20 protein-coding genes, 1 tRNA gene and 1 pseudogene are annotated in these 23,733 nt (G+C 50.6%); 14 read left to right on the plus strand and 8 right to left on the minus strand.

The window, feature by feature from the left end:
* Positions 1-5: 5 nt before the first annotated feature.
* The 3 genes from AB1757_07760 to AB1757_07770 form a co-directional block, all read right to left on the minus strand.
* Complete coding sequence (locus AB1757_07760; protein ID MEW6126920.1) at positions 6-1,298, minus strand: alkyl sulfatase dimerization domain-containing protein; 1,293 nt, start codon at positions 1,296-1,298, stop codon at positions 6-8.
* A 371-nt stretch (positions 1,299-1,669) separates the two neighbouring features.
* Positions 1,670-4,846, minus strand: a complete 3,177-nt coding sequence (locus AB1757_07765; GenBank protein MEW6126921.1) for a glycosyl hydrolase — start codon at positions 4,844-4,846, stop codon at positions 1,670-1,672.
* Positions 4,847-4,983: 137 nt separating this feature from the next.
* On the minus strand, positions 4,984-5,784 hold the full coding sequence (locus tag AB1757_07770) for an enoyl-CoA hydratase (GenBank protein ID MEW6126922.1): 801 nt from the start codon (positions 5,782-5,784) through the stop codon (positions 4,984-4,986).
* A 261-nt stretch (positions 5,785-6,045) separates the two neighbouring features.
* On the opposite strand from AB1757_07770, the gene AB1757_07775 reads away from it, so the two are divergent.
* A complete protein-coding gene (locus tag AB1757_07775) occupies positions 6,046-6,216 on the plus strand; it encodes a DNA gyrase inhibitor YacG (GenBank protein ID MEW6126923.1) in 171 nt (56 codons plus the stop codon).
* A gap of 24 nt (positions 6,217-6,240) precedes the next feature.
* Positions 6,241-6,873, plus strand: a complete 633-nt coding sequence (locus AB1757_07780) for a TlpA disulfide reductase family protein (protein MEW6126924.1) — start codon at positions 6,241-6,243, stop codon at positions 6,871-6,873.
* 42 nt (positions 6,874-6,915) lie between these two features.
* On the opposite strand, the gene AB1757_07785 is transcribed toward AB1757_07780, so the two are convergent.
* Positions 6,916-8,373 (minus strand): Xaa-Pro peptidase family protein, encoded by a 1,458-nt coding sequence (locus AB1757_07785; GenBank protein MEW6126925.1) that lies wholly within the window; start codon positions 8,371-8,373, stop codon positions 6,916-6,918.
* A gap of 296 nt (positions 8,374-8,669) precedes the next feature.
* On the opposite strand from AB1757_07785, the gene pyk reads away from it, so the two are divergent.
* Together pyk and AB1757_07795 are read left to right on the plus strand one after the other, a co-directional pair.
* The gene (gene pyk, locus AB1757_07790) at positions 8,670-10,106 is read left to right on the plus strand and encodes a pyruvate kinase (protein ID MEW6126926.1); all 1,437 of its coding nucleotides are present in this window, start codon (positions 8,670-8,672) and stop codon (positions 10,104-10,106) included.
* Positions 10,107-10,156: 50 nt separating this feature from the next.
* Positions 10,157-11,695 (plus strand): hypothetical protein, encoded by a 1,539-nt coding sequence (locus AB1757_07795; protein MEW6126927.1) that lies wholly within the window; start codon positions 10,157-10,159, stop codon positions 11,693-11,695.
* A gap of 68 nt (positions 11,696-11,763) precedes the next feature.
* On the opposite strand, the pseudogene AB1757_07800 reads toward AB1757_07795, so the two are convergent.
* Both AB1757_07800 and AB1757_07805 read right to left on the minus strand, forming a co-directional pair.
* A pseudogene (locus tag AB1757_07800) lies at positions 11,764-12,003 on the minus strand (HEPN domain-containing protein).
* Positions 11,942-12,262 (minus strand): nucleotidyltransferase domain-containing protein, encoded by a 321-nt coding sequence (locus AB1757_07805; GenBank protein ID MEW6126928.1) that lies wholly within the window; start codon positions 12,260-12,262, stop codon positions 11,942-11,944. The pseudogene AB1757_07800 and the gene AB1757_07805 overlap by 62 nt, the downstream one beginning before the upstream one ends.
* 98 nt (positions 12,263-12,360) lie before the next feature.
* Between AB1757_07805 and AB1757_07810 the strand changes: the two genes are divergently transcribed.
* The 6 genes from AB1757_07810 to AB1757_07835 all read left to right on the plus strand — a co-directional run bounded on the left by AB1757_07810 (position 12,361) and on the right by AB1757_07835 (position 19,035).
* On the plus strand, positions 12,361-13,224 hold the full coding sequence (locus tag AB1757_07810; GenBank protein ID MEW6126929.1) for a hypothetical protein: 864 nt from the start codon (positions 12,361-12,363) through the stop codon (positions 13,222-13,224).
* A 188-nt stretch (positions 13,225-13,412) separates the two neighbouring features.
* Entirely contained in the window at positions 13,413-15,197 is a 1,785-nt protein-coding gene (locus AB1757_07815) for an SLC13 family permease (protein MEW6126930.1), read from the plus strand.
* A 5-nt stretch (positions 15,198-15,202) separates the two neighbouring features.
* Positions 15,203-16,474: a PQQ-binding-like beta-propeller repeat protein gene (locus AB1757_07820; protein MEW6126931.1), complete on the plus strand. Its 1,272-nt coding sequence runs from the start codon at positions 15,203-15,205 to the stop codon at positions 16,472-16,474.
* Positions 16,475-17,216: 742 nt separating this feature from the next.
* Positions 17,217-17,579 carry a hypothetical protein gene (locus tag AB1757_07825; protein ID MEW6126932.1) on the plus strand — a complete coding sequence of 121 codons (363 nt, stop codon included), beginning with the start codon at positions 17,217-17,219 and terminating at the stop codon, positions 17,577-17,579.
* A 12-nt stretch (positions 17,580-17,591) separates the two neighbouring features.
* Entirely contained in the window at positions 17,592-17,759 is a 168-nt protein-coding gene (locus tag AB1757_07830; GenBank protein MEW6126933.1) for a hypothetical protein, read from the plus strand.
* 70 nt (positions 17,760-17,829) lie between these two features.
* Positions 17,830-19,035 (plus strand): PLP-dependent aminotransferase family protein, encoded by a 1,206-nt coding sequence (locus AB1757_07835; GenBank protein MEW6126934.1) that lies wholly within the window; start codon positions 17,830-17,832, stop codon positions 19,033-19,035.
* Here AB1757_07835 and AB1757_07840 read toward each other — a convergent pair.
* Both AB1757_07840 and AB1757_07845 read right to left on the minus strand, forming a co-directional pair.
* Positions 19,032-19,436 (minus strand): Smr/MutS family protein, encoded by a 405-nt coding sequence (locus AB1757_07840; protein MEW6126935.1) that lies wholly within the window; start codon positions 19,434-19,436, stop codon positions 19,032-19,034. The genes AB1757_07835 and AB1757_07840 overlap by 4 nt on opposite strands.
* 85 nt (positions 19,437-19,521) lie before the next feature.
* On the minus strand, positions 19,522-19,692 hold the full coding sequence (locus tag AB1757_07845) for a hypothetical protein (protein ID MEW6126936.1): 171 nt from the start codon (positions 19,690-19,692) through the stop codon (positions 19,522-19,524).
* Between the two features lie 245 nt (positions 19,693-19,937).
* On the opposite strand from AB1757_07845, the gene AB1757_07850 reads away from it, so the two are divergent.
* The 4 genes from AB1757_07850 to clpX all read left to right on the plus strand — a co-directional run bounded on the left by AB1757_07850 (position 19,938) and on the right by clpX (position 23,666).
* A tRNA-Leu gene (locus AB1757_07850) sits at positions 19,938-20,019 on the plus strand.
* Between the two features lie 89 nt (positions 20,020-20,108).
* The gene (gene tig / locus AB1757_07855) at positions 20,109-21,623 is read left to right on the plus strand and encodes a trigger factor (GenBank protein MEW6126937.1); all 1,515 of its coding nucleotides are present in this window, start codon (positions 20,109-20,111) and stop codon (positions 21,621-21,623) included.
* Positions 21,624-21,756: 133 nt separating this feature from the next.
* Complete coding sequence (gene clpP, locus AB1757_07860) at positions 21,757-22,344, plus strand: ATP-dependent Clp endopeptidase proteolytic subunit ClpP (GenBank protein ID MEW6126938.1); 588 nt, start codon at positions 21,757-21,759, stop codon at positions 22,342-22,344.
* 89 nt (positions 22,345-22,433) lie between these two features.
* On the plus strand, positions 22,434-23,666 hold the full coding sequence (gene clpX, locus AB1757_07865) for an ATP-dependent Clp protease ATP-binding subunit ClpX (GenBank protein ID MEW6126939.1): 1,233 nt from the start codon (positions 22,434-22,436) through the stop codon (positions 23,664-23,666).
* The last annotated feature ends 67 nt before the right edge of the window (positions 23,667-23,733 follow it).

Below are 23,733 nucleotides of genomic sequence, written 5' to 3' on the forward strand. Positions count from 1 at the left end.
ACAATTTATTTCATCCCTAATTTACTTTTCACCTGTCGGATGCTGTATTCGAGCCAGCCGCGTTCGTTGCTGTTTTTACAACGCGAACGCAACCCTTCCAAAGCTTTCAATTTCGCTGCAAGCGCCGGGCGATTCGCCGCGTCCGCTGCAAGCGCCATATCGCTCAGATGCAAGGCTTCGATGGCTTCGCCGGCTTCGGCTTTTTGCATCGCGAGTTTTGCCACCGCGTCCGCGCCGCCCGCAAGCTTCACAACATCCGCATACACCGACGACGCGGGCTTTTCATACATGGTCGCGGGGTTTAAATCGAAATAGCCGACATAACCTTCGTAAATGCCGCGCACCGACCAACTCAACTTGCCATAACCTTCGCCAACATCCAACGCCTGCGGCAATTTCACTTCGTTCATCAATGTCCACACATCTTTTCCGGCATTCATTCCCTTCACGGTTTCGTCATGCACATATTGAATGGCATCGCGATAGCGCGTCAGTTTTTTGACAATCTCACTACTGCCGTGAATCGGCATCCCATGCGAAGGCAAGACGATTTCCGGTTTGAGCGCCAGCACTTTATTGAGCGAGTTGATGTAATCGAGTGCAGGGCGTTGCTCGGTGCCGCGCAAGGTGTAGATATTCGGGAACGAATCGTAATAGTTATCGCCGATGAACGCCGCTTTGTATTTGGGAATCCATACCGTCAAATGATCGGGCGTTTCGCCCGGTGTAGAGAAAATTTCAAACTTCACGCCGCCGAGTTCAAATTCATACTTGTCATCAAAAAGAATCGTCGGTTCGATTTTCGCGCCATAATTGCCTGCCCACACCGTCGGCTCAGGAATTTTCAAGGAAAACTGCGCGGCATTGCGAAGGGCAAAAAATCTATTAAGCCGCGCTTGATAGTTCTGAAAATCGACATGTTTTTTCTGCGCGATGATTTGTGTGCCGGGTTGTTTCCAAGCCGAGATGCCGCCAATGTGATCGCCGTGAGCGTGCGTGAGGATGATGTATTTGATGGGCGCATTGCTTTCAGCAGTGAGCAATTGTTTATGCCGCGCCGCGTTAAACGCAATCGAGGTATCAATGATGACATTGCCCGCAGGCGTCACAACCATAAAACTGTTGCCGAAACCGATAGCTTGAAAAATCGCTTCGTTTACCTGCAAAGCTTTTTTCTGATCCTGCCCGGTTCTCAGCAGCACCAGCGGGTCATCAGCCATTTGCTCCTGTTGCGCAAATACGAAGTTGAAAGCAATGAGTAATAAAACAATCTGTGAAAAAATTTTAAGCGGTTTCATGCAGATACCTCGCTGATTTGGGAGATTAAGAAATCATGGTGAGCGTCAATCACTCAATCATTTAACCGGCAATCAATGGTAAAAATTATTTCAAAGTTATGACGGAATGCTATCGCGTCTATCATCAAGGTTCGTTTCCCGGCGGATGTGACGGATTGAGCGGATTCACGCGGATTTTTTGAAAACCGATAAATCCGTTTAATCGTTTATAAATCCCGAAAAAATTTATCCGTCCTCATCCGCAGTATCCGCCGCATCCGCTGGGAAACGAACATACAAAAAAATGCCCGGTGGTTTTCCGTGCCAACCTTTAGGCATCATCGGTGGGCACGAAATCACCAGAGGTCTACGGGCAAACTATCGCCTGTCGTTTATTGCCCGATAGGTTTCACCGGCGCGGGATAAATGCCGGCGTCCGCCATCTCTTTCAACAGCGCCGGCAAAGCGGCAATCACCGCATTGGTGTCCTGAACGGCTTTGTCGAGCAGCGGGCGAATTTCCGCGATCTGTCGCATCTGGGTTTCCGTCGGGCGCGATGTCGAACCCATAATACCGCCTTTGAGACCGCCGAAACGGAAGCGCAGATTTTCATTGATGCGCTCAAAATTGCCGGTTTCAAAGGGATTTTGCGCACCGATGCCGAATCGTCTGCCCACCGGTTCAAACTGTTTGGCAAACGCTTCGACTTTGGTCTTCAAAGCAGCGGGCGCGTTCGCATTATCTTTCAATGCCTGTTGCAGGGCGCGAATTTTTTCATTCAATTCACCGGCGCGTTCGGCGGCTTCGTTCAACGTCCGTTGCATTTTATGAACTTCCATCGCCGCATCAAAAGCGGCTTTGCGATCTTCGGCAGAGATTGCAATATCGGGGTCGCCTTGCACCGTAAACGAACCCGTCGCCACCTCTTTGCCGTCTACTTTCAATGTAACTTGATAAGCGCCGGGCAAAACGAAGGGACCTCCGAGTCCGCCGCCACCAAACCCGCCACCACCACCACCGCCTGCGCCGGGTTGCGGACGCGGGCGCGGCAGAGGCTCAACGCGCAAATCCCAAATCACGCGATTGATGCCAACTTTGTTTTTATCTTTCACGACATCGCCCGCGAGTTCGCGCACCACATTACCTGAGCCATCTTTTACCGCGAGTGCTAAATTTTTAGCACCGGCTTTGAGGTAGTAAGTAAACACTGCGCCTATCTCGGAATTGGTTCCCAGAAAATTCATGTCGCCTTCAAATTCACGCATGCGGTCGCCCGCCGGGTTCATCTGTATTGCCGGTTCGATGTCGAACAGGTAGGCATCTTTTTCGCGGGCTTGGGCAAATTGTTGAAGCGGCGTCATATCATCCAGAATCCAGATGCTGCGCCCGTGGGTTGCCAAAATCATGGCATTATCACGCGGATGCAGGGTGATTTCGTAAACCGGAACGGTCGGCAAATTGGCTTTGAGGCGCAGCCACTGTTTGCCTCTATCAAAAGTTACAAACACCCCGGTTTCGGTTCCAAGATATAAGACATCGGGATTTTTCAAATCTTCGGTGATGGTGCGCGCCACCTGACCTTTCGGTAAATCCCCGACGATGGATTTCCAACTCTGTCCATAATCGGTGCTCGCATAAACGTAAGCATTGAAATCATTCAAACGATGACCATCGAACGTCGTGTAAACCGTCGCTTCATCAAAACGCGACGGCGCAAGTTTGGAAACATAAGCATTCTTGCCTAAATCGGGAACCTTCGCGGTGACAATCGCCCAATTTGCCCCGTCATCACGCGATACACTGACCTGTCCGTCATCCGAGCCTGCGTAATACACCCCGGCTTTTTTCGGCGATTCGGCAAAGGTCACAAGATTGCCATAGGAACTCGCGCCATCGTTTCTCGCAAGCGTCGTGTCTTTGCCTTTGACGCCCATCAGTTCAAGCCCGTCGCGGTCTGTGGCGGTGGTTAAATCCGGGCTGATGGCTTTCCACGAATGCCCTCGGTCTGTGGATTTAAAGACGCGATTGGCGGCAACAAAAATGGTCGCGGGATTATGCGGCGAAAGCGTCATGGGCGTGTCCCAATTCCAGCGATAAGGTTTTTCGCCTGCGGGCGGTTCCGGTCGAATGGGTTTACGTTCATTGGTGGCGCGGTCAATGCGGCTCATGCGCCCGTCCTGCGATTCGGCATAAATGATGCGCGGGTCGGTCGGGTCAATGAGTCCGACGAAACCATCGCCGCCTTGCACCACAAACCATTCATCGTTGCCGATGCCGCTTGCCGACCGCACATTGCTTGGTCCGCACCAGGTGTTGTTGTCCTGCAAACCGCCGCACACCGTAAACGGCACTTTCATATCATAAGAGACGTGATAAAACTGCCCGATGGGCATATTCTTCAACCACACATAAGTTTTGCTCTTGTCGTAAGAGATGCCGACGCCACCATCACCGCCAATCATGGTGTGATTGGAATTCGCCGGGTTAATCCACATGGCATGAAAGTCCACGTGAATTTTTGCCGCGCCATCATTGCGAAAGGTTTTGCCGCCATCATCGGAAACGTGCAGTTGCACGCCGAGCACATAAATGCGCTGGTCGTTATTCGGGTCGATGCGAATCTGGCTGAAATACATCGGACGCGGATTGGTATTCGACATCTTCGTCCAGCTTGCGCCGGCATCGTCCGAGCGATAGACGCCGCTTTCGCGTTGATGTTCGATGCGGGCATAAAGAATGTTGGGGTTTTTGCGATAGACATCCAAGCCGATGCGCCCCTTTACGCCTTCGGGAATGCCTTGCGTGAGTTTCGTCCAGGTGCGTCCCGCATCGGCGGTTTTATAAATCGCGCTGCCATTGCCTCCGCCATTGAAGCCCCAGGTGGCGCGACGGCGTTGATAGGTCGCCGCATAAATCACTTTGTTATTCGACGGGTCGATCACCAGTTCGGTCGCGCCGGTATCGGCATCGGTCTTTAAAACATTTGCCCAGGTGAGTCCGCCGTCTGTGGTTTTGTAAACGCCGCGTTCACCGCCTGCGCCCCAGAGGCTGCCGAGCGCCGCGACATACACCACATCGTTATCGACAGGGTCAACGATGATGCGGGCGATGTGTTTGGAATCGCGGAGTCCCATGTCTTTCCAACTCTTGCCGCCATCAACCGATTTAAAAATGCCTTCGCCCCACGATGAACTTTGGCGGTTATTGTTTTCGCCGGTGCCGACCCAAACCAAATTGGCATCGGTCGGGGCAATCGCGACATCGCCGATTGATGAGGTTGATTCGTTATCGAAAACCGTTTCAAACGTGGTGCCTTGATTTTGGGTTTTCCAGAGACCGCCGGTTGCGGTGGCGACATAAAAGATTGCCGGGTTGCTTTCAAGCACCGCGAAATCATCTATGCGCCCGCCCGCCGATGCGGGGCCGATTTCGCGAAAGCGCAAACCGTTAAGCGGCGAACTTGATGCTGATTTATCTTCCTGAGTGAAGCTTGCGGGCGACCAGACAAGAAGCATTGAAAAGAGTGTGAGTAAACCAAAAGCGCGGATAAAGGTGCGGGTTTTGGGCATCGCAATTCCTCCTGATAAAAGCTAGGTTGGTTAATGAATCCACTGAAAGTTAAGAGGTGAGCAGCAAACTTATCAATGCCGATGGGTTCTGGCAAGCGCGTTAATGATGCTGATGTTTAAGGGTGTTGCCGCACTCATTATTTGCCTTTGAAATCCGGTTTGCGTTTCTCTAAAAAAGCGTTGATGCCTTCGCGATGGTCTTCGCTATCGAGACACCGATGCACGGCGTCGGTGGCGCGGGAAATATCTCTGCCCTCGTCAGCAAGCATCGCTTCCTGAATTTCAATCTTGTGAGCGCGGTGCGAAAGCGGCGCAAGCTCCGCCATCTTCAACGCATATTCGCGAGTAAAGGCTTCAAGCCCGACGCCTGCAACCACGCGATTCACAAGCCCCATCTTTAAAGCCTCTTCGCCATCAAAGGTGCCGCCCGAAAACAGTATATCGGCGGCGTTCGCCGCGCCGACAAGTTTCACCAGACGCCGCACTCCCATCTCAAACGGATAGGCGAGTCCCAATCTGGCAGCCGGAATACCGAACTTCGCGTGGTCTGCGGCAAAGCGTAAATCACAGGTCATCGCCAGTAACACTCCGCCACCAAAACAGACGCCGTTAATCATGGCAATCACCGGTTGTGGCGCATCCATCAACGCCTGCAAAGCGGCATTTGCCAGCCTGTCGTATTCAAGTGTGAGTTCGGCATTTGAACGCATATCAGGAAATTCGGAAACGTCCGCGCCTGACACAAAGGCTTTGTCGCCCGCGCCGCGAATGATGATGGCATGAATCGTGTCGTCGTTTGCCAATCGGTTAGTCTCTTCGGCAAGCCGGCTCCAGACCTCGCGGTTCACGGCGTTACGCGAAAACGGACGATTAATGATGAGCCACGCAAGCGGCGGCTCTTTGACGACGAGTAATGATTGTTCGATGGCTTCGTTCATAGACGTTAAAAAGGTAAAAGTAAAAAGTAAAAAGGTAAAAGTAAAAAAGTGTTTGGCTGAATTTTTGCCTTTTTACTTTTGCCTTTTTACTTGCTTTGCGTCCGGCATTCTCTATGGCGAGTCGGAGATTTTCAAGGCGAATCATCGCGAGCTTAAATTTTTCGAGTTATGCCACTATACTTTTATTTTGAACTCAAAGTCAGTTGGTTATTCTGTCTTCTGACTCCTGATTTCTGAATTCTCGTACAAGGAGTTTTAGCGATGAAGTGCCCGACTTGCGGAAAACCAACAACCTGGAAAGATAATCCTGACCGCCCGTTTTGTTCCGAACGTTGCAAGCTGCTCGATTTAGGCAAATGGGCAAGCGAAGATTATCGCGTCGAAATTCCGCTCACCGACAGCGAAGAGAGCATCACCACTGAAAAAGAGTAAAGCGAAAAGCCTGGAGAGATAAAGATGGCAAGTGAACAAGAGAATTTCTGGTCTACAGGTCGCATCATCGCCACGATTGTCGTTGTCGCGTTGATTGCGACCCTCGGCTATACGTTGTTTTCCCATGCCGACGAAGGCAAAGCCGTGTCCACTGTTGCTTTGCCCACAGCCGAGCCGCCCGCCAATAACTCAACATCGAATGCAGCCAATGCAAAAGCCGCTGCGCCACCCGATTTCGATGTAAAAAATCTCGACGGCGGTTCGTTCAAACTCTCCAGTTATAAAGGCAAAGTTTTGGTGTTGGATTTCTGGGCGGTGTGGTGTCCGCCGTGTCGCGAAGAAGTTCCGCAACTGGTGCGCATCGCCAGAGAGCAAAAGGAACGCGGCGTCGAAGTCGTCGGTCTGCACATTGATGACAAAGGTCGCACTTCGCAACAGGGCATTCGCAATTTCGTGAGTCAATTCAATATCAACTACACCGTCGGCATCGCCTCAGACGATATGTTCATCGCCTATCTCGGCGAAGAAAACGACACCATTCCGCAGACGTTAGTCTTTGACCGCAACGGCAAAGTCATCGCCCATTTGATTGGTTACGACGATTCGCACGCCGCCAAACTCGATGCAGCAATCAACAAAGCCATCGCCGGTTCGTAAAGTCATATTGTTCTGGCAAGTCTGGAGAGTCGGTTTGACTGACTATTTCCCAACATCCTTCGGGTACTTTTGCAGCAAGCCGTCTTCTTTCATCAGCTTTTCAATCGCATCCATTTCCATCGGCAACCAATCGCTGACAATCTCGGCTTTCTGGTTGCCGATGATGATTAAATCTTCCAGGCGAATGTAGATTTGTTCTTCCGGCACAGTAAGCGCCGGTTCAATCGTAAACACCATTCCGGCGCGAAGCGGTCCCGCATCAAAGCCTACATCGTGCGTGGACATCCCCACCCAATGACCGAGTGTGGTGCGCGGATTTTTCGCAGACTGTTCGTAACTCGCCACAAACTGTTTCGCCGCTTTTTCATAAGCCGGTTTGGAAAATTTCGCGGCGGCTAAAATCTTCTGCATCTCGGCGGCGGCTTCCTGTTTGATGACCTGCGCGGTGACGCCCGGACGAATGGCTTTTAAAATCGCCTGATAACAACCGAGATAAAAGCCGTACAACTCGCGTTGCCAATCGTTGAACTTGCCATTGACGGGCATCATGCGCGTGATGTCGCTCATGTAGTAACCGACATCAGGCGCGAAATCCATGAGCAAAAATTCGCCATCCGCCATCTGCTTTTTGCCCGCGTTATAATGCGGATACCAGGCATTGCGACCGCTGGCAATCAGCGAATAATAAGCCTCGCCCTGCGCGCCGTTGCGGTAGTAGATGAATTTCGCCAACCCGTCGAGTTCGTGTTCCATCAGTCCCGGCACGGTCGAACGCATCGCCTCTTGAATCGCCAAGCACGAAAGCCGCGTGGCTCTGCGAATCAATGCGAGTTCACAATCACTTTTAATCAGGCGGAGTTTATCGAGCGCCGGCGTGAGGTCTTGCACGGCAAATTGCGGAAAGCGCGTCTTCAGGAGATTAATAAAAGTGCCTTCACGCGACACCCGCGCGTCCCAGATATCCGATGCAATATCGGCGTTGTAACGCAGCGCCAAATCGCGGCTCACGGCAAAGCCTTCGGCGGGAGCAAACGCCGTGTAAAGGGTTCGCATACTGGCGCCGCGCGCCATTCGCGCCAGATGTTCGGCAAGCAGATCGCTTCCCGCGACCGCATCGATGCCGCTCAATTTTTTAATCAACTCCGCGTCTTCGGCAGAGAGCATTTTGCCTTCGCCGCGCTCTCTGCCTTCGTTGCGATGCGGCAAATAAAGCGTGGCGCGGCGCATCGCGCCATCCAAAAGCAGATAAGCGTGTGGCGCTTCGATACCGCAGAGATAATAAAACTCATTCGATTGGCGAAAGCGCGTGTACCCGGTGGGGCTTTCCGCGCCTTGAATGATGGCAATAGCGTTTTGCCCGATGGCATCGTAAATCGCATTGCGCCGCGCGGCGAATTCTTCGGGCGGAAAATCTTTGGTAAACAGCGGAAAACCTTCCTGCGCGAATGCGCCGCTTGCGGCAAAAAGCAAGATTGCCAACATTAAAAAAACTTTCGTCATTTCAATCATCTCCTGAATGGATTTGCGGTAAACGTGTACCCCTCGGCTGGTTCAGCATTAAAACCGAAACACAGAATACGGAACAGACGGAATAAACGGAACAAACGGAGTAGAGTCAACAAGCAAACTATTATTATTTAGGATTGATTTGCTTTTTATCGCTCTTAAACTTTCCGTCGGTTCGGTTATTTCCGTTTGTTTCGTCATCTTTTCCACTGTCGCGTGATTTATAACACTGCCTGAACCGAGGCGCAAAACATTGACCGCATCTTGCGCGTGCTCTAAATTGCTCTCTTATGCGTAGAGCAAAAATAGTCGCAACCATCGGCCCGGCTTCGGAATCCATCGAAAACTTGCGCGCCTTGATTGACGCAGGAATGAATGTCACGCGCATCAATATGTCACACGGCACACGCGAACATCACGGCGAAGTCATCCGCCGTATTCGTCAGGTATCAGACGAATTGAAAAAACCTGTCGCCATCATGATTGATCTGTCAGGTCCGAAAATCCGCACAGGCAATTTGCGCGAAGGCGCAGCGTTACTCAAAGAAGGCGCAGAGGTGCGCATCACCACCGAAGAAATCGAGGGCGACGCCACGCGCTTTTCGGCAAATTATGCTTTGCTTGCCAAAGAAGTAAAAACCGGCGACCGGATTTTACTGAGCGATGGTGAAATCGAACTGGAAGTTTTAAGCACAACTGAACGCGAAGTCACTGCCCGCGTCATTCACGGCGGCAGCTTGGGCAATCACAAAGGCATCAACCTGCCGGGCGCGCAGATTTCCATTCCTTCGATTACCGAAAAAGATGTAGCCGATTTGCAGTTCGGCATCGAAGCGGGAGCCGACTTAGTGGCGCAATCGTTCGTGCGCGCGGCTAAGGATTGTCAGCGCGCTAAAGAATTGATTAAGAAATTCGGCAGTCATGCGCGACTCATCGCCAAAATCGAAAAGCCCGAAGCGATTGATGATTTGCCCAATATTTTGAGCGTTGCCGATGGCGTGATGGTGGCGCGCGGCGACCTCGCGGTTGAAACTTCTACCGAACGTGTGCCGGTTTTGCAGAAACAAATTATCGCCGAAGCTTTGAAAGCCGATAAGACCATCATCACCGCAACCCAGATGTTGCAATCGATGATTGAAAGCCCGCGACCGACGCGCGCCGAAGCCTCGGACGTAGCGAATGCGATTCTCGACGGGTCAGATGCGGTGATGCTTTCGGGCGAAAGCGCCGTCGGGCGTTTTCCTGTCGAAGCCGTGAAAATGATGGACAAAATCATTCGCACCACGGAAGAGATGAATTCACCCGCGCAGACCGCCATGCGCCAGACGATTTTCGGAAGACAATCGGGGTCGCTCGGGCGGGCGATTGCCGAGGCATCACTTTTTGCCGCTGAAGAGGTCGGTTGCAATTTAATCGTGGTGATTACGCAAACCGGACATATGGCGCGGCGCATCGCGGCACTGCGTCCGCGTCAACGCATCATTGCGCTGACGCCGGTGGTTGAATCCTGTAAACAACTGGCGGTGTCCTGGGGCATCGAACCTTACCTTTTGGGAGGCTGCACCATTGAATCACAAGAGTTGCTGGCGCGCGCCGATTGCGCGATTTTGCAGTACAACCTCGCCAAACGCGGCGAAATCGTGGTGATGATGGCAGGTCGCTTAGAAGACGTGACGCTATCGCTTTCAATGAAAGTCCACCGCGTCGGCGATGTGGCAAATGCTTAATCGTTCGTTTCTTCATTATTTTTTCAATCAATAATTTTCAGGAGCCGGTTATGCAAAAACGCTTCTTATCTATTTTGTTCGCTGTCGCTTTTATCTCTTTATGCGGCGTTACGGTTGAGGCGCGCGCCAAACTTGCTCCCATCGTTCACACGATTAAATTTCCCGCGCCCGAAACCCACTTTGCCGAAATCGAAAGCGTCGTGCCAACCGATGGCAGGCATTTGGTTGAACTGATGATGGCAATCTGGTCGCCGGGTTTTTATCGCGTCGAAAATTATGCCGAGCGCGTGCAAAATTTCACGGCGCGCACCACTGATGGCAAATCGCTTACGGTTGAACAATCGCAAAAAAATCGCTGGCGCATTCAAACCGATGGCGCGGCAAAAATCATTATTTCATATCGGCTGCTTTGCAATTCGCGTTCGGTGACGACCAACTGGGTCGGCGAAGATTTGGCTGTGTTAAATGGCGCGGCAACCTTTATGACACGAGTCGGCGAACTCCATCGCCCGGCAGAAATTCGTTTACAGATGCCCGCGAAATGGCAAGCGATGACCGCGCTTGAATCCCCCCCCGCAAATCCGACGAATGATTTCCGTGCTGTTGATTTCGATGCGCTGGTTGATTCACCAATCGTTGCGGGCAATCTCGACATTCATGAATTCACGGTTGCCGGAAGCCAACATTTTGTCGTGAATGCGGGCGACAGGGCGAACTGGAATGGCGAACGCGGCGCTGAAGATTTACAGAAAATCGTTCGCGCCACACACCGGTTCTGGGGCTTTTTGCCGTTCAAGCGTTATGTGTTTCTGAGCATTTTCAGACAAGGCGGCGGCGGACTGGAGCATAAAGATTCAACCTTGTTTACCAGTTCGCCGAAAGACACCTTGCCGACGCTTCGCTGGCTGATGTTCGTCAGCCATGAATATTTTCACGCCTTCAACGTCAAGCGATTGCGTCCGGTTGAACTTGGACCCTTTGATTATGAAAAACCGCCGACCACCGCGAGCCTGTGGATTTCCGAAGGACTAACGAGCTATTACGGCGATTTAATGGTCGCGCGCGCCGGGCTTGCCAACACCCAGGATTTGCTGGCGCGAATGTCTGCGCAAATCGAACAACTGCAAAACAGTCCGGGGAGATTTTTGCAAACCCTTGAGCAATCATCGCTCAATGTCTGGACCAACAGTATGTCGGGCGTGAACGCTGCAAGTAACACCGTGAGTTATTATGTCAAAGGCAATGTTGTCGGTTTTTTGCTTGATGCGAAAATTCAACGGGCGACGCGGGGCAAAAAAAGTTTGGATGATGTGATGCGACTGGCATTCCGCCGGTTCAGCAAGGCGCGTGGTTTTACCGCCGATGACTTTCGCCAAACGGCGGAAGCGGTTGCCGGGACGGATTTGCGCGAGTGGTTTAGAAAAACGCTCGCCTCAACCGAAGAGTTGGATTATGCGGAGGCGCTCGATTGGTTCGGTTTGCGATTTGTAAAAGCAAGTGGACAAACGACGCAGAATTGGAAACTGGAAATCCGCGAAGACGCGACGCCAGCGCAGCAAAGCAATTTAAAAAAGCTGTGCGGGCAATAAACATTCAAGGCATTTAAATTCGGTTGTAAAGTGATCCAGGTCGGTTCAATCGGCAGGACGAGCGAAAGCAGGTTTATTAAGTTGTGAGTTCTGGCAAAGGCAATTCCATCCTCTTCTAAGCGGGCTTTGAGATATTTTTCAGCGCATTGTTGGGCGTGAAAACAAGCGGCATCATAAACCGGATTTTTTCGGGCACGCGCTTCGCGTTGAGCAGCAATCCAATCACCCTCCGCTTTATCAACCCATTCACCTGTGATTGGCTTCATAAAGAACCTTGCCGCGTTCAATAATATCGCGCATAAAGGCATCGCCGATTTGAATTCTTTCCTGCACCTGCTCAGGTGTGCGAATCAACAAATCAATCGGCGCAAGCACATTCAGTTTGTTCAGGATTTTGATTGCCTGTTCGGTATGTCGTCCTTCAAAAGGCATCACAACTAACAAATCAACATCGGAATCCGCGTGCGGGTTGCCAACGGCGTGCGAGCCAAACAGAATGATTCGCTCAGGGTGAAATTCCCGGGCAATGCGTTCACAAATCGCTTTGATTTCCAATGCGGTATTCATACTTTGTTACATCATAAAGCACCTCCCTCTTTACTTGGCAATCAAAAACTCTCAAGCTACACTCTGCGCGATAAAATAATTTTGAAGAGGCATATTAAATGTTTGAATGGCGCGTCGGTGAAAGAAAATTTTATATACGCGAAGCCGCGCAAGATAGCGATTATCACGAGGTTGAAGACATTCAGCGCGAAGCCTGGCAATGCAGCGACCTCGATATTGTCGGTTCATTGATGCTGGTTGCCAGTCAGCACGCCGGGGCGATTTTGCTGTGCGCTTTTGAAGGCGATGAGATGATGGGGTTTGCTTACGGGTTTCCGGCAATCGAAGCGGGCGAAGTTTCGCTGCACTCGCATATGGCAGCCGTGAGAGACAACTGGCGCGGTCGTGAATTTCAGGTCGGGTTTTATCTCAAACTCGCGCAACGCCAGGCGGCGCTTGAACGCGGCATCACCCATATCACCTGGACGTTTGACCCGCTGCAAAGCCTCAATGCCTATTTCAATTTTGTAAAACTCGGCGTCACCTGCAATCGCTACTACGTCAATTTTTATGGCGATTCGAGCACCAGTCCTTTGCATCAAGGCACCGGCACAGACCGTTTGTGGGTTGACTGGCACCTGACAAGCGACCGCGTCAAAGCCTGCATTGAAACCGATGCGACAACGCGGGAGAAAAAAGTTCTGACGTTGAATGCCGAGACCCCTTTGCTGGTGATTTTTGAAAACGATGAGCCGCGGGTGGTTGCGGATATAGAAAATAAATTTGCCGGCAATGTTTGTTTCATTGAAATTCCGCATAACATCAATGCTTTAAAAGCGTCCAATCCGCAACACGCCGCCAACTGGCGCAACGCCATACAGCAGGCGTTTCTTGCCGCTATCAAGGCGGGTTTTACGGCTACGGATTTTCTGAAAGCGCAAGGCGCAGGCCAACCGCGCTGGTTTTATCAACTCACACGATAAACGTGGCTCGCTTATTTGATTGCGTGAAAGCTTCCCCGTTTATGCACACGGTACTGACAACTGATTCTTAACCGCAGGCGAAAATGACCGGGCGTGACCCATTCAGACAGCAGGCACTGACGAAATGTTCATGAGGCAATGTTATACTCGTTGCCCGCGATTAAGGCTCGTAGCGAGGTTTTCCGATTATGCAAATCGCAATTGTTCTGGGGCTGTTGGTATTGGCGATTATTCTGTTTGCCTCAGAAAAACTATCGGTCGATATTATTACCTTCATCCTGCTCATCACCTTGGTGGTGACCGGAATTCTCACGCCCAATGAAACTTTTGCCGGGTTCAGCAATGACATCATCATCATCCTGGCATCCATTTTTGTCATCAGCGGTGCCTTGCAAAACAGCGGCGTGCTGGATGCCATCGGCTCGAAATTGCATACGCTGGCAAACCGCAGCGAAAACCGCCTGTTGTTTTATGTCATGTGTGTCGTCGCTGCGGTGTCGGCATTTATGAACAACACCACGGTGACGGCAATCTTTGCGCCGCCGGTTATCGGGATTGCCAGACAAGCAAAACTTTCGCCTTCAAAACTGCTCATGCCTGTGGCTTTTGCGTCGATACTCGGCGGCAACTGTACGCTGATTGGCACCTCAACCAATGTCGCGGTGAGCGGTTATATTGCCAAAGTCGGGCTTGAACCGCTCAGCATGTTTGAAATTACCCCTATCGGTTTGATTATCGGCGTCGTCGGCATTCTCTATATGATGTTAATCGGCAAGCGATTGCTGCCGGCTTACCGCGATGAAAGCCTCACCGAAGAGTACGCCATGCGCGAGTACCTGACGGAAATCGTGGTGATGCAAAATTCCGATTTAATCGGGCAGCGCATATTTGAATCCGATTTATCGAAAAAGGAATTCCGCATATTGGAAGTCGTGCGCGGCGCAGAGAAATTCTTACCGACGCCGCGCACCACCATCGAAGCCGGCGATATGTTGCTGGTTGAAGGCATGGTCGAAGAATTATTGAAAGTCAAAGAGACCGCCGGCATCGAGATTCGCGCCGATATTAAATTGGGCGATTTGGATTTGCAGAATGACGAAATCAAGATTGCCGAAGTATTGATTACCGCGCAATCCGAGTTGATCGGACAAACGCTGAAGGAAGTCGATTTTCGCGCCCGTTACGGCATGGTGGCGCTGGCGATTTATCGTCAAGGGCAATCCCTGCGCGACAAACTCGGGCACATTCGTTTGCGCTTTGGCGACTTGCTTTTGGTGCAAGGGCAGGCTGAACGAATCGATGCGTTGAAACGTAGCTCCGATTTATGGGTTTTTGAAGAGTTCAAACCGCGACCTTATAAACAACGCAAAGGCTTGTACACGGTCTTGTTTTTTTCCATTGCCATCTTTGCGGGGTCAATCGGGTGGTTGCCCTTATCCATCGCCTTTTTATTAGCGGCGGTGCTCACGGTGCTGCTTCGCTGCATCACGGTTGAAGAAGCCTACGAATTTATTGACTGGCGATTGCTGGTGTTGATTGGCGGCATGACGGCTTTTGGAACCGCGATGGATAAAACCGGAGCCGCTGAATTTCTGGCTACGAAAATCGTCAATGGTTTGAATCCGCTGGTTATGAGCGTACCGCAAAGCGTCGGCTTGACGTTGATTCTAAGCGGATTTTTTCTGTTGACGGTGATTTTGACGCAGCCGATGTCCAATGCGGCGGCGGCGCTGGTGGTGTTGCCTGTGGCAATCGAAACGGCTGAACGACTCGGCGCCAATCCGCGTTCATTTGCTATCGCGATTATGTATGCCGCTTCGGTGTCATTCGTTACCCCGTTTGAGCCGTCCTGCATTATCGTTTATGGCCCCGGCAAATATAAATTCCGGGACTTTGTGAAAGTCGGCGCACTGATGACCTTCATTTTAATTATTCTGACCTTGATACTGGTGCCGATGTACTGGCATTTTTGAACCCGATGAAGGTGTCATTCATTCTTGAAAAACTACTCGAAAAAGAGAAACATCTAGGGGTGCGAAATTTTTTCTTCATTCTTTCAATCATTTCATGCCTGATGAACCCGTTTGCCAAAGTTGGTCTGGCGCAGGTTGTCGAGCAAAGTCAACCTGCACCCGCAGCGGTTAAACCGCTGCCCGCAAAAGTACCGATGGTTGCAGAAGACGGCGCGGTTTCAACTTCGCGGCTCGCTTTGCCCTTCAAAAAAATCTGGCAATACCTGGATGATACGACGACGCTTGCGCCGAGCGTTGATGAGGCGCGAATTTATTTACCGTTGGCTCAGGGGCGGGTCATCTGCCTTGACCGCGCAAGCGGCTCAAGAGTGTGGATGGATGAAGTCGGTGGACAGGTTTCCGCTTCGGTGGCAATCGGCGAGTCGGCGGTTTTTATCGCGACGCGCAAATTTGCAGACGATGGCAGCGAAGCCGGGGCGGCGCTGCGGGCTGTCGATAAGCTCACCGGGCTAACCTTGTGGGCGCGGGATTATCCGCGCCCCTTCACCTCATCATTTGCCATCAGCGGCAAGCGCCTCTATGCAGGCAATGCCGACGGCTCGCTGTATGCGCTTTCCGCAGATGATGGCGCGATTATCTGGCAGGCAAAAACTTCGGATGTCATACGTTCGCGTCCGCTGGTCTTTGAATCGGTGATTTATTTTGGCAGTGATGATGGCGCGCTTCGCGGCGTTGAAATGGACAACGGGCATGAAGTTTTCAAATTTCAAAGCAAAGGGAAAATTGCCTGTACGCCGGTGATTGATGAAAAATATTTGTACTTGGGTTCCGGCGACGGGCAGGTTTATGCCCTTGAGCGGTTGACAGGCAAACTGAAATGGCAAACCCGCACCGGCGCAGGAATTGAAACCTCGCCGGTGCTGATTGGCGATCAGGTGTTGGTTGCCTCATTTGATAATTTCATTTATGCGATTGCGAAAACCACCGGCAATAAAATCTGGAAACGCCGCTTTGAAAACCGCCTGACAGCAACGCCGATTGTCGAAGGCGACGCGGTATTGATTGCTCCGTTTCGAGGCGACCACATTGCAGTTTTTCTGAACAGTGACGGGCGGCGAGTCAATTTCTATCAACTCGATAAAGGCAATGAAATCGTCGCCCAACCGGTGTTTACCGATAACCTTCTGGTCATTGCCACAGACAAAGGTCTGATTGTCGCGCAAGCTACGCTGCCCACCGACACCAACACCAATGCGTTAAAAAAACCGAAACCATAAATCGAATCTTCAAAGGTTGGTTAAGTATTGGTCAAAGGTTGCGCAGGTCATTGGACTTTGACTGTTACTCAGGGAATTGGCATCAGGTAATTTGATTATGCGGAAAGTGATGGCGAGGTTCCCCCAAATACCAACGCAGCGCCGATTGGAGGCAATCAAATCGGCGCTGCGACGTCTCACGTCGGCGGAACATTTGGGAGGCATCCTGCCCGACGGGTGAGGAAATGGGGCATGTATTCCTTAGAACCCGGCATTTATTGACGTGAGTAAATTTTTTAAGGGGCTGGGGGCTTATATCAAGCTCCCGAAGTTATCAAATTCAATCCGAAAAAGTGCAGGGGGCTGGGGGCACAGTTCGTTTTGCCACATACACCTAAGCAAACTGCTTTAAGGGTAATATTTCTTTCAAACGACATATTTTTATATACCACCTAAAACCCATTGTTCGTATTTACGCAGTGATAAATATCAATTCGCGTTCCACAACATGGCTCGTAAAAAGCCCAATAAATACGGGGTTTTTTTTATATTTTGCAGGCGGGTTTCAACCACAATGAAAGAAAGCAGTCAAGGGCGTTGACAGAGATTGACTGAATCTGACCTGATTCGTTCACTGACCGATTTCCTGCCTCCAATTCAATGAAAAATGACGGACACAAATTGTGAATTCCGATAGCCTAAAAATGTCACTCTGCATTCAATGCTAGTCAGCCCTTGCATCTCTTGATAAATTATTGGCGCTATGTTCAAGAAAAAGTCACTTCTACTAATTTTTTTGTTGCCGTTACTGGTCATTGCCTGTTCCAGTTCGACGCCGCAAACCGGTAATGAGAATCAAAGTAATCAACCGCCGGAAGAGGCGCGCGCCGACGGTTCAAAAGTCGTAAAGGCTGAAGGCACCGTCGCGGTCATTCCGCCGACACCACCACCGGTAGCGCCGACCCCGCAACCAGCGGTCGCGCCCGCCAACGCGCCGAAATTACTATTGCCGGTTACCAGTGCCAACTACGGCAAGGTGAAAACCGATAAAACCCTGGTGCGCACCTTCGATATTAAAAACACCGGCAAAAGTCCGCTCAATATCGAATCGGTATCGCCAAGCTGAGGATGCACGGCAGTGGACTTTCCCAAAGTCCTACGACCTGGTCAGGTCGGCAAAATCAAAATTAAAGTGGAAACCGGCAAAGCGCCCGGCCCGCATACCAAAAGCGTAACCATCATATCTGATGATCCGGCGCAAAAGACCGCCATGTTTCAATTCACTTTCGATGTCGTAGACAAATAAATCCGGCGAAGCGTTTGGCGTTCGACTTGATGCAGACATTTTCACGAACGCCAAAACCAAACACTGAACCATGATGATTGATTACCAAGAATTGCTTTCTGAAGTGGGGCGCACCTTACGCCCCAACGTCATACGCAAACTCACGGCGCTCGCCAACAGCGGCAAGGTAATTTCGTTTGCCGCCGGCGCACCCAGCGTCGATACCTTTCCGATTGCAGAGATTGCCGAAATTGCCATTCAAACCGTGCGCGACAAAGGCAAAGCCGCTTTGCAATACGGCGCAACGCGCGGACTTGGCAGTTTGCTTGAAGGCGTCATCGCGATTATGGCGGAGCGCGGCGTCCGCTGTTCGGCAGATGAAGTGGTGATGACTACCGGCTCGCAGCAAGGTTTGGATTTGATTGCGCGATTGCTGTTTAGTCCCGGCGACATCGCGCTCGTGGAACTGCCGAGTTATATCGGCGGCATCATCGCTTTGCATAACGGACAAGCGCGAATGGTCGGCGTCAAACAGGATGACGACGGCATGGTGATTGATGATTTGCGCGAAAAGCTCGAACAGGCAAAGGCTCAGGGGCGGCGCGTCAAATGTATCTACACGATTCCCAATTTTCAAAATCCGTCGGGGGTGACGCTTTCTTTTGAGAGACGCAAAGCGTTACTCGCGCTTGCCGATGAATATGATTTTCTGATTATCGAAGACGACCCGTACTATGAATTGTACTTTGCCGAAGACGCGACGGAACTCAAACCACTTGTAGCGATGAATCGCGAACGGGTGATTTATTTGAGCAGTTTTTCCAAAACGCTGGCGCCGGGACTGCGCACCGCCTGGGTGGTTGCGCCCAAAGCTTTTTCTGCGAAAATCGAAACCCTTAAAGAAGGCGCGGATTTGTCTTCAAGCGTTTTTGATCAAGCCATCGTTGCCGAAGCCATCCGTTCAGGACTGGTGGCAAAACGCTTGCCGGAAATTCGCCGGTTTTACCAGGTGCGTCGCGATGCCATGCTTGAAACTCTTGAACGCCACGCGCCTGCGGGCGCGCGCTGGACAAAACCCGTAGGCGGATTTTTCCTGTGGATGGAACTTGCGGGCAAGGTTGATACAACAGAAATTTTGCCGCAGGTCATCGAGCGCGGCATCGCTTATGTTCCCGGTCAGCCATTTTTCGTTGACGATGGCGGCACCAATACTTTGCGACTGGCTTATTCCAAAGAATCGCCGGAACGAATTGCTGAAGGCATCGAAATGCTTTGCAATATTTTGAAGCAAAGTTAATCAATGGTTGTCTTCAATTCCACAATCGTTGCGCCCCAACTGCCGGCTTCCATTGGCGCGTCGCGGAACTCTTTCACATAAGCTTTATCGGCTAAAATTGAGCGCACGATTTCGCGTTGCACGCCGATGCCTTTGCCGTGAATGATGCGCAGGTATCGCACGCGGCGCGCGCAGGCTTCTTCGAGATAATCTTCCAGAACGGCGCGAATCTGTTTTGGCGGTATCGAATGCAGGTCGAGCACATCGCGAAACTCAATCACCACGGGGTCAGGAAAGGGATTCATTGGGTCGAAGTCTTCATCCGTTTCATCTGCCACATCAGTTTTTTCATCAAGCGATTCGCGATTTTGCGATGCGGCAAATACTTTACGGAAAGATTTCAGCAGAGATGCCAGCGTCATAAAGCGATTCTATTTTCTCGAAGCGGATGATGGCAATCGGCTAATGCAAGATGAACGACCAGTAGAAGATTTAGAATGAAGATTTTTACGAAAGATGATGGCGCTCAATATCAATGGACATTCCCAGCGGATGCGGCGGATTATGCGGATATTTAAACGGTGTCGCTGGTTGGGTATAGGCTGTGACGAATTGTAAAATCGGTGGGCGTGAAAAATCCGCCCCCATCCGCTCAATCCGCTGGGAAGTCACCTTCAAGTAGAGAACCTGCGCGTCTGCGAAATAATCTTCCTATCTTCGACAACAGACTATTGAGGCAACGATCCATGCTTCAACAACAAATCATCAGCAGGAATACAACCGGACTGATGCATCAAGTCAATCACCCACAACCATGTTCAGCCGATGGTTGCCAATGGTGCGGCTTTCGATTATGTTATTTCTTTAGTAATCGAAGAATAAAATCAGGTAGCACGATTGATACGATCTCACAAACAACACAAGCCGGGGTGGTGAAATTGGCAGACACGCTGGTCTTAGGAGCCAGTGCTTCGCGGCGTGCGGGTTCGAGTCCCGCCCCCGGCATCAACTCATCAAAATTTCCAGTGACAAGCGACCCCTGAACTCATCAACTTCCCGCTTGTCATTTAGTGTTTAGAAAGGCGAATAAAAAATTGAATATCACCGTTACCGATAAAGAAAAATGTCAAAAGCAATTGCATCTGGAAATCCCTGGCGAAGTGATTCGCGCCACGGTTGATCGTTTAGCAAAAAAATATTCCAAACAAATTACTATTCCAGGTTTTCGTCCGGGGCACGCGCCGATGTCAATCATTAAAACCCGTTTTCACAAAGAGCTTCGCGATGAAGCGATGGCTGAAGTGTTGCCGAATGCCTTTGATGAAGCGGTAAAAGAGCACGATTTCAAAGTCGTCTCGGAACCGCATATGCACGAAGAACCGCATTTCGGGCTGGATGATTCCTTAAAAGCGACCTTTGAATTTGAAGTTGCGCCGAGTTTCGAGCTTGCCGATTATAAGGGGCTGTCGCTGACCAGACACCTTCATGAAACCAGCGATGAAGATGTCGAAAAATTCATCAATCGGTTGCGCGAAAATCAAGCCGAACTGGTTCCTGTCGAAGAGCGTGGCGCCGAAGAAGGCGACATCGTCACTGTAACCCTTTCCGGCAAAGCTGACCTTGAATACACACCGCCCGCTGAAGAGACTGACGAAACGCCAGCGGCAGCAGAGGCTAATGCCGATGAGGCTACAGAGGCTGCGGAGGTTGAACCGTCTGAAAATGCTGAAGCGGCAGAAGCGACGCCTGAAGATGAAGCCTCAGACAAAGCGGATGAAAAAGATGATGAGGAAGAAATCATCAATGAAGTTAGCGGGGAAACTCAGGATGTTGACCTCAGCAATCCGAATACTTTGAAAGAATTCAAAGACGCGCTTGCGGGCGCAAAAGCCGGGGATACGCGCGAAGTTACTATCGTTTATCCGAAAGATTATGGCAGCCCATCGCATAAGAATCGTCGCTGGCACTACACCCTGGAAGTCAGCGCCGTGCGCACCAAAGAATTGCCGGAACTTGACGATGAATTCGCCAAAGGCGTGAATGAAAAATACAACTCGGTTGATGAAATGAACGCCGATTTCCGCCAGCAGTTTGAAGAAGCGGCAAAAAAGACTGCGGAAAATCATCTACGCGACGAGGCTTTTGATAAACTGGTTGAGGCGCATTCATTTGAAGTTCCCGAAGGCATGGTGAAAAAGCAGATGGAACAGCAGATGAGTAATTACGTAAACCAATTGATGCAGATGCAGATTGACCCGCGAGCCTTGAATCTGGATTGGAAGAAGATGTACGACGATTTCCGCCCGGCTGCGGAAAATACCATTCGCGGATTTTTTGTGCTTGACCGCATCGCGGAAAACGAAAAAATTGAAGTGACGGACGATGACCTTAACCAGGAGTTGGAGCCGCTGGCGAAGTCTATGAATCAGACGGTTGCGGCGCTGAAGGCTCGCTTGACAAGGGAAGAGGGGCTAGATACCATCAAAGGGCAGATTAAACACCAAAAAGCCCTTGATCTGGTTATCGCTTCTGCCGATGTGAAAGACGCAGAAGAAGAAACAAAGGAAGAAACAACAAGCGGCAATGAGGAGAGTCAGTCTGAAGGGTGATTGAAAACTGGGTGGTCTGCGGCTCTCTCTAGTTGCAGCCTCCACAAACCCGAAGGCACACCCCTCTGCGCCAGATTTTTCTAAGGAACAATAAGCCATCATGAGCGACTATAACAAAACCCTCGATATGCACATGGCGCTTGTGCCTATGGTTGTCGAACAGACGGCGAGAGGCGAACGCGCATTCGATATTTATTCGCGGCTGCTGAAAGACAACATCATTTTCCTAGGCACGCCGATTGACGACACGATTGCGAATTTGATTGTCGCGCAGCTTCTTTTTCTGGAAGCCGAAGACCCTGACCGTGACATTTCGCTTTACATCAACAGCCCCGGCGGTTCGATTACCGCCGGCATGGCGATTTACGATACCATGCAATTCATTCGTCCCGATGTAACGACGATTTGCATTGGTCAATGCGCCTCAATGGGCGCGCTGCTTTTGACCGCAGGCACTGCCGGTAAACGTTTCGCCCTGCCGAATTCGCGCATCCTGATTCATCAACCGTCAATGGGCGGCATATCCGGGCAAGCCACCGATATTAAAATTCATGCGGAAGAGATTTTGCGTATGCGTCAATTGACCAGTCAGATACTGGCAAAGCACACCGGGCAACCGATGGAAAAAATTGAACTCGATGTCGAACGTGACCGGATTTTGAATCCGAATCAAGCCAAAGAGTATGGTTTGATTGATCAAGTCCTGGTTCACCGAGAATAAGACAAAAAAGCATTGAATAGAGCAGCCCTTTCGTAATTTAATAGATTCTTAGCAACCGCGGGGAAGATTTTTCATAAAAAGAGGTCTTGATGAGACGAAGTGACGACACACTGCGATGTTCGTTCTGTGGCAAATCCCAAAACGAAGTCAAAAAATTAATCGCCGGCCCAACCGTTTATATCTGCAATGAATGCATCGATATTTGTAACGAAATCATTACTGATGACCAGCAACAGGAATCCGCAGCCCGTCGTCCACCTTTACCCAAGCCCATCGAAATCAAAGAATTTCTCGACGATTATGTCATCGGTCAAGATGACACCAAAAAGAAACTCGCGGTTGCGGTTTATCAACACTATAAACGTATTGAAATCATGAAGCGGCGCAACTCTGATGTCGAAGTGCAGAAATCGAACATCATGTTGATTGGCCCGACCGGCACCGGAAAAACCTTACTGGCGCAAACCCTGGCGCGTATGCTCAACGTGCCGTTTACGATTGTTGATGCAACGACGCTTACGGAAGCGGGTTATGTTGGCGAAGATGTCGAAAACATCATTTTGAAATTATTGCAATCAGCAAACGGCGATATTGAACGGGCGCAGACCGGTATCATTTACATCGATGAAATCGACAAAATTTGTCGCAAAGACGAAAACCCTTCGATTACCCGCGACGTGTCGGGCGAAGGCGTGCAGCAAGCACTGTTGAAAATTTTAGAAGGCACGGTTGCCAATGTTCCGCCGCAAGGTGGTCGCAAACATCCCCATCAGGAATTCTTTCCGGTTGATACCACCAATATTCTATTCATTTGCGGTGGCGCTTTTGTCGGGCTTGAGAAAGTTATTGAAAAACGCATTGGTAAGAAAGCTCTGGGGTTCAATGCCAACGTGAAAAGCGTTCGTAAGCAGCGACTGAGCGAAACCCTAGCACACGCCGAACCGGAAGATTTAATCAGATACGGCTTGATTCCGGAGTTCGTCGGACGATTGCCGGTGGTTGGCACGCTGCATGAACTTGATGAGGCGGCGATGGTGGAAATCCTCACCAAACCAAAGAACGCCTTGACCCGACAATACAAAAAGCTATTTGAATTTGAGGGCGTAAAACTGAGATTTACCGATGACGCACTTGAAGCCGTTGCCCATATGGCCTGCACACGCAAGGTCGGGGCGCGCGGGTTGCGAATGATTCTCGAAGAAACCATGCTCGATGTCATGTATATGTTGCCATCGAACAAGAAGGTCAAAGAATTCATGGTCACCCGTGAAATGGTCGAAAATCGTCGCGCCACCTTCCCAGTTCTAGAAAAAGCGGGTTAATAGTCATTTAATTAGCAATAGATGCGGTCTTGATATTTGATGTCTTTGTTTGACCAAATCTAAAAGC

The sequence above is a fragment of the Acidobacteriota bacterium genome, assembly GCA_040754075.1.
Lineage (GTDB): Bacteria > Acidobacteriota > Blastocatellia > UBA7656 > UBA7656 > JBFMDH01.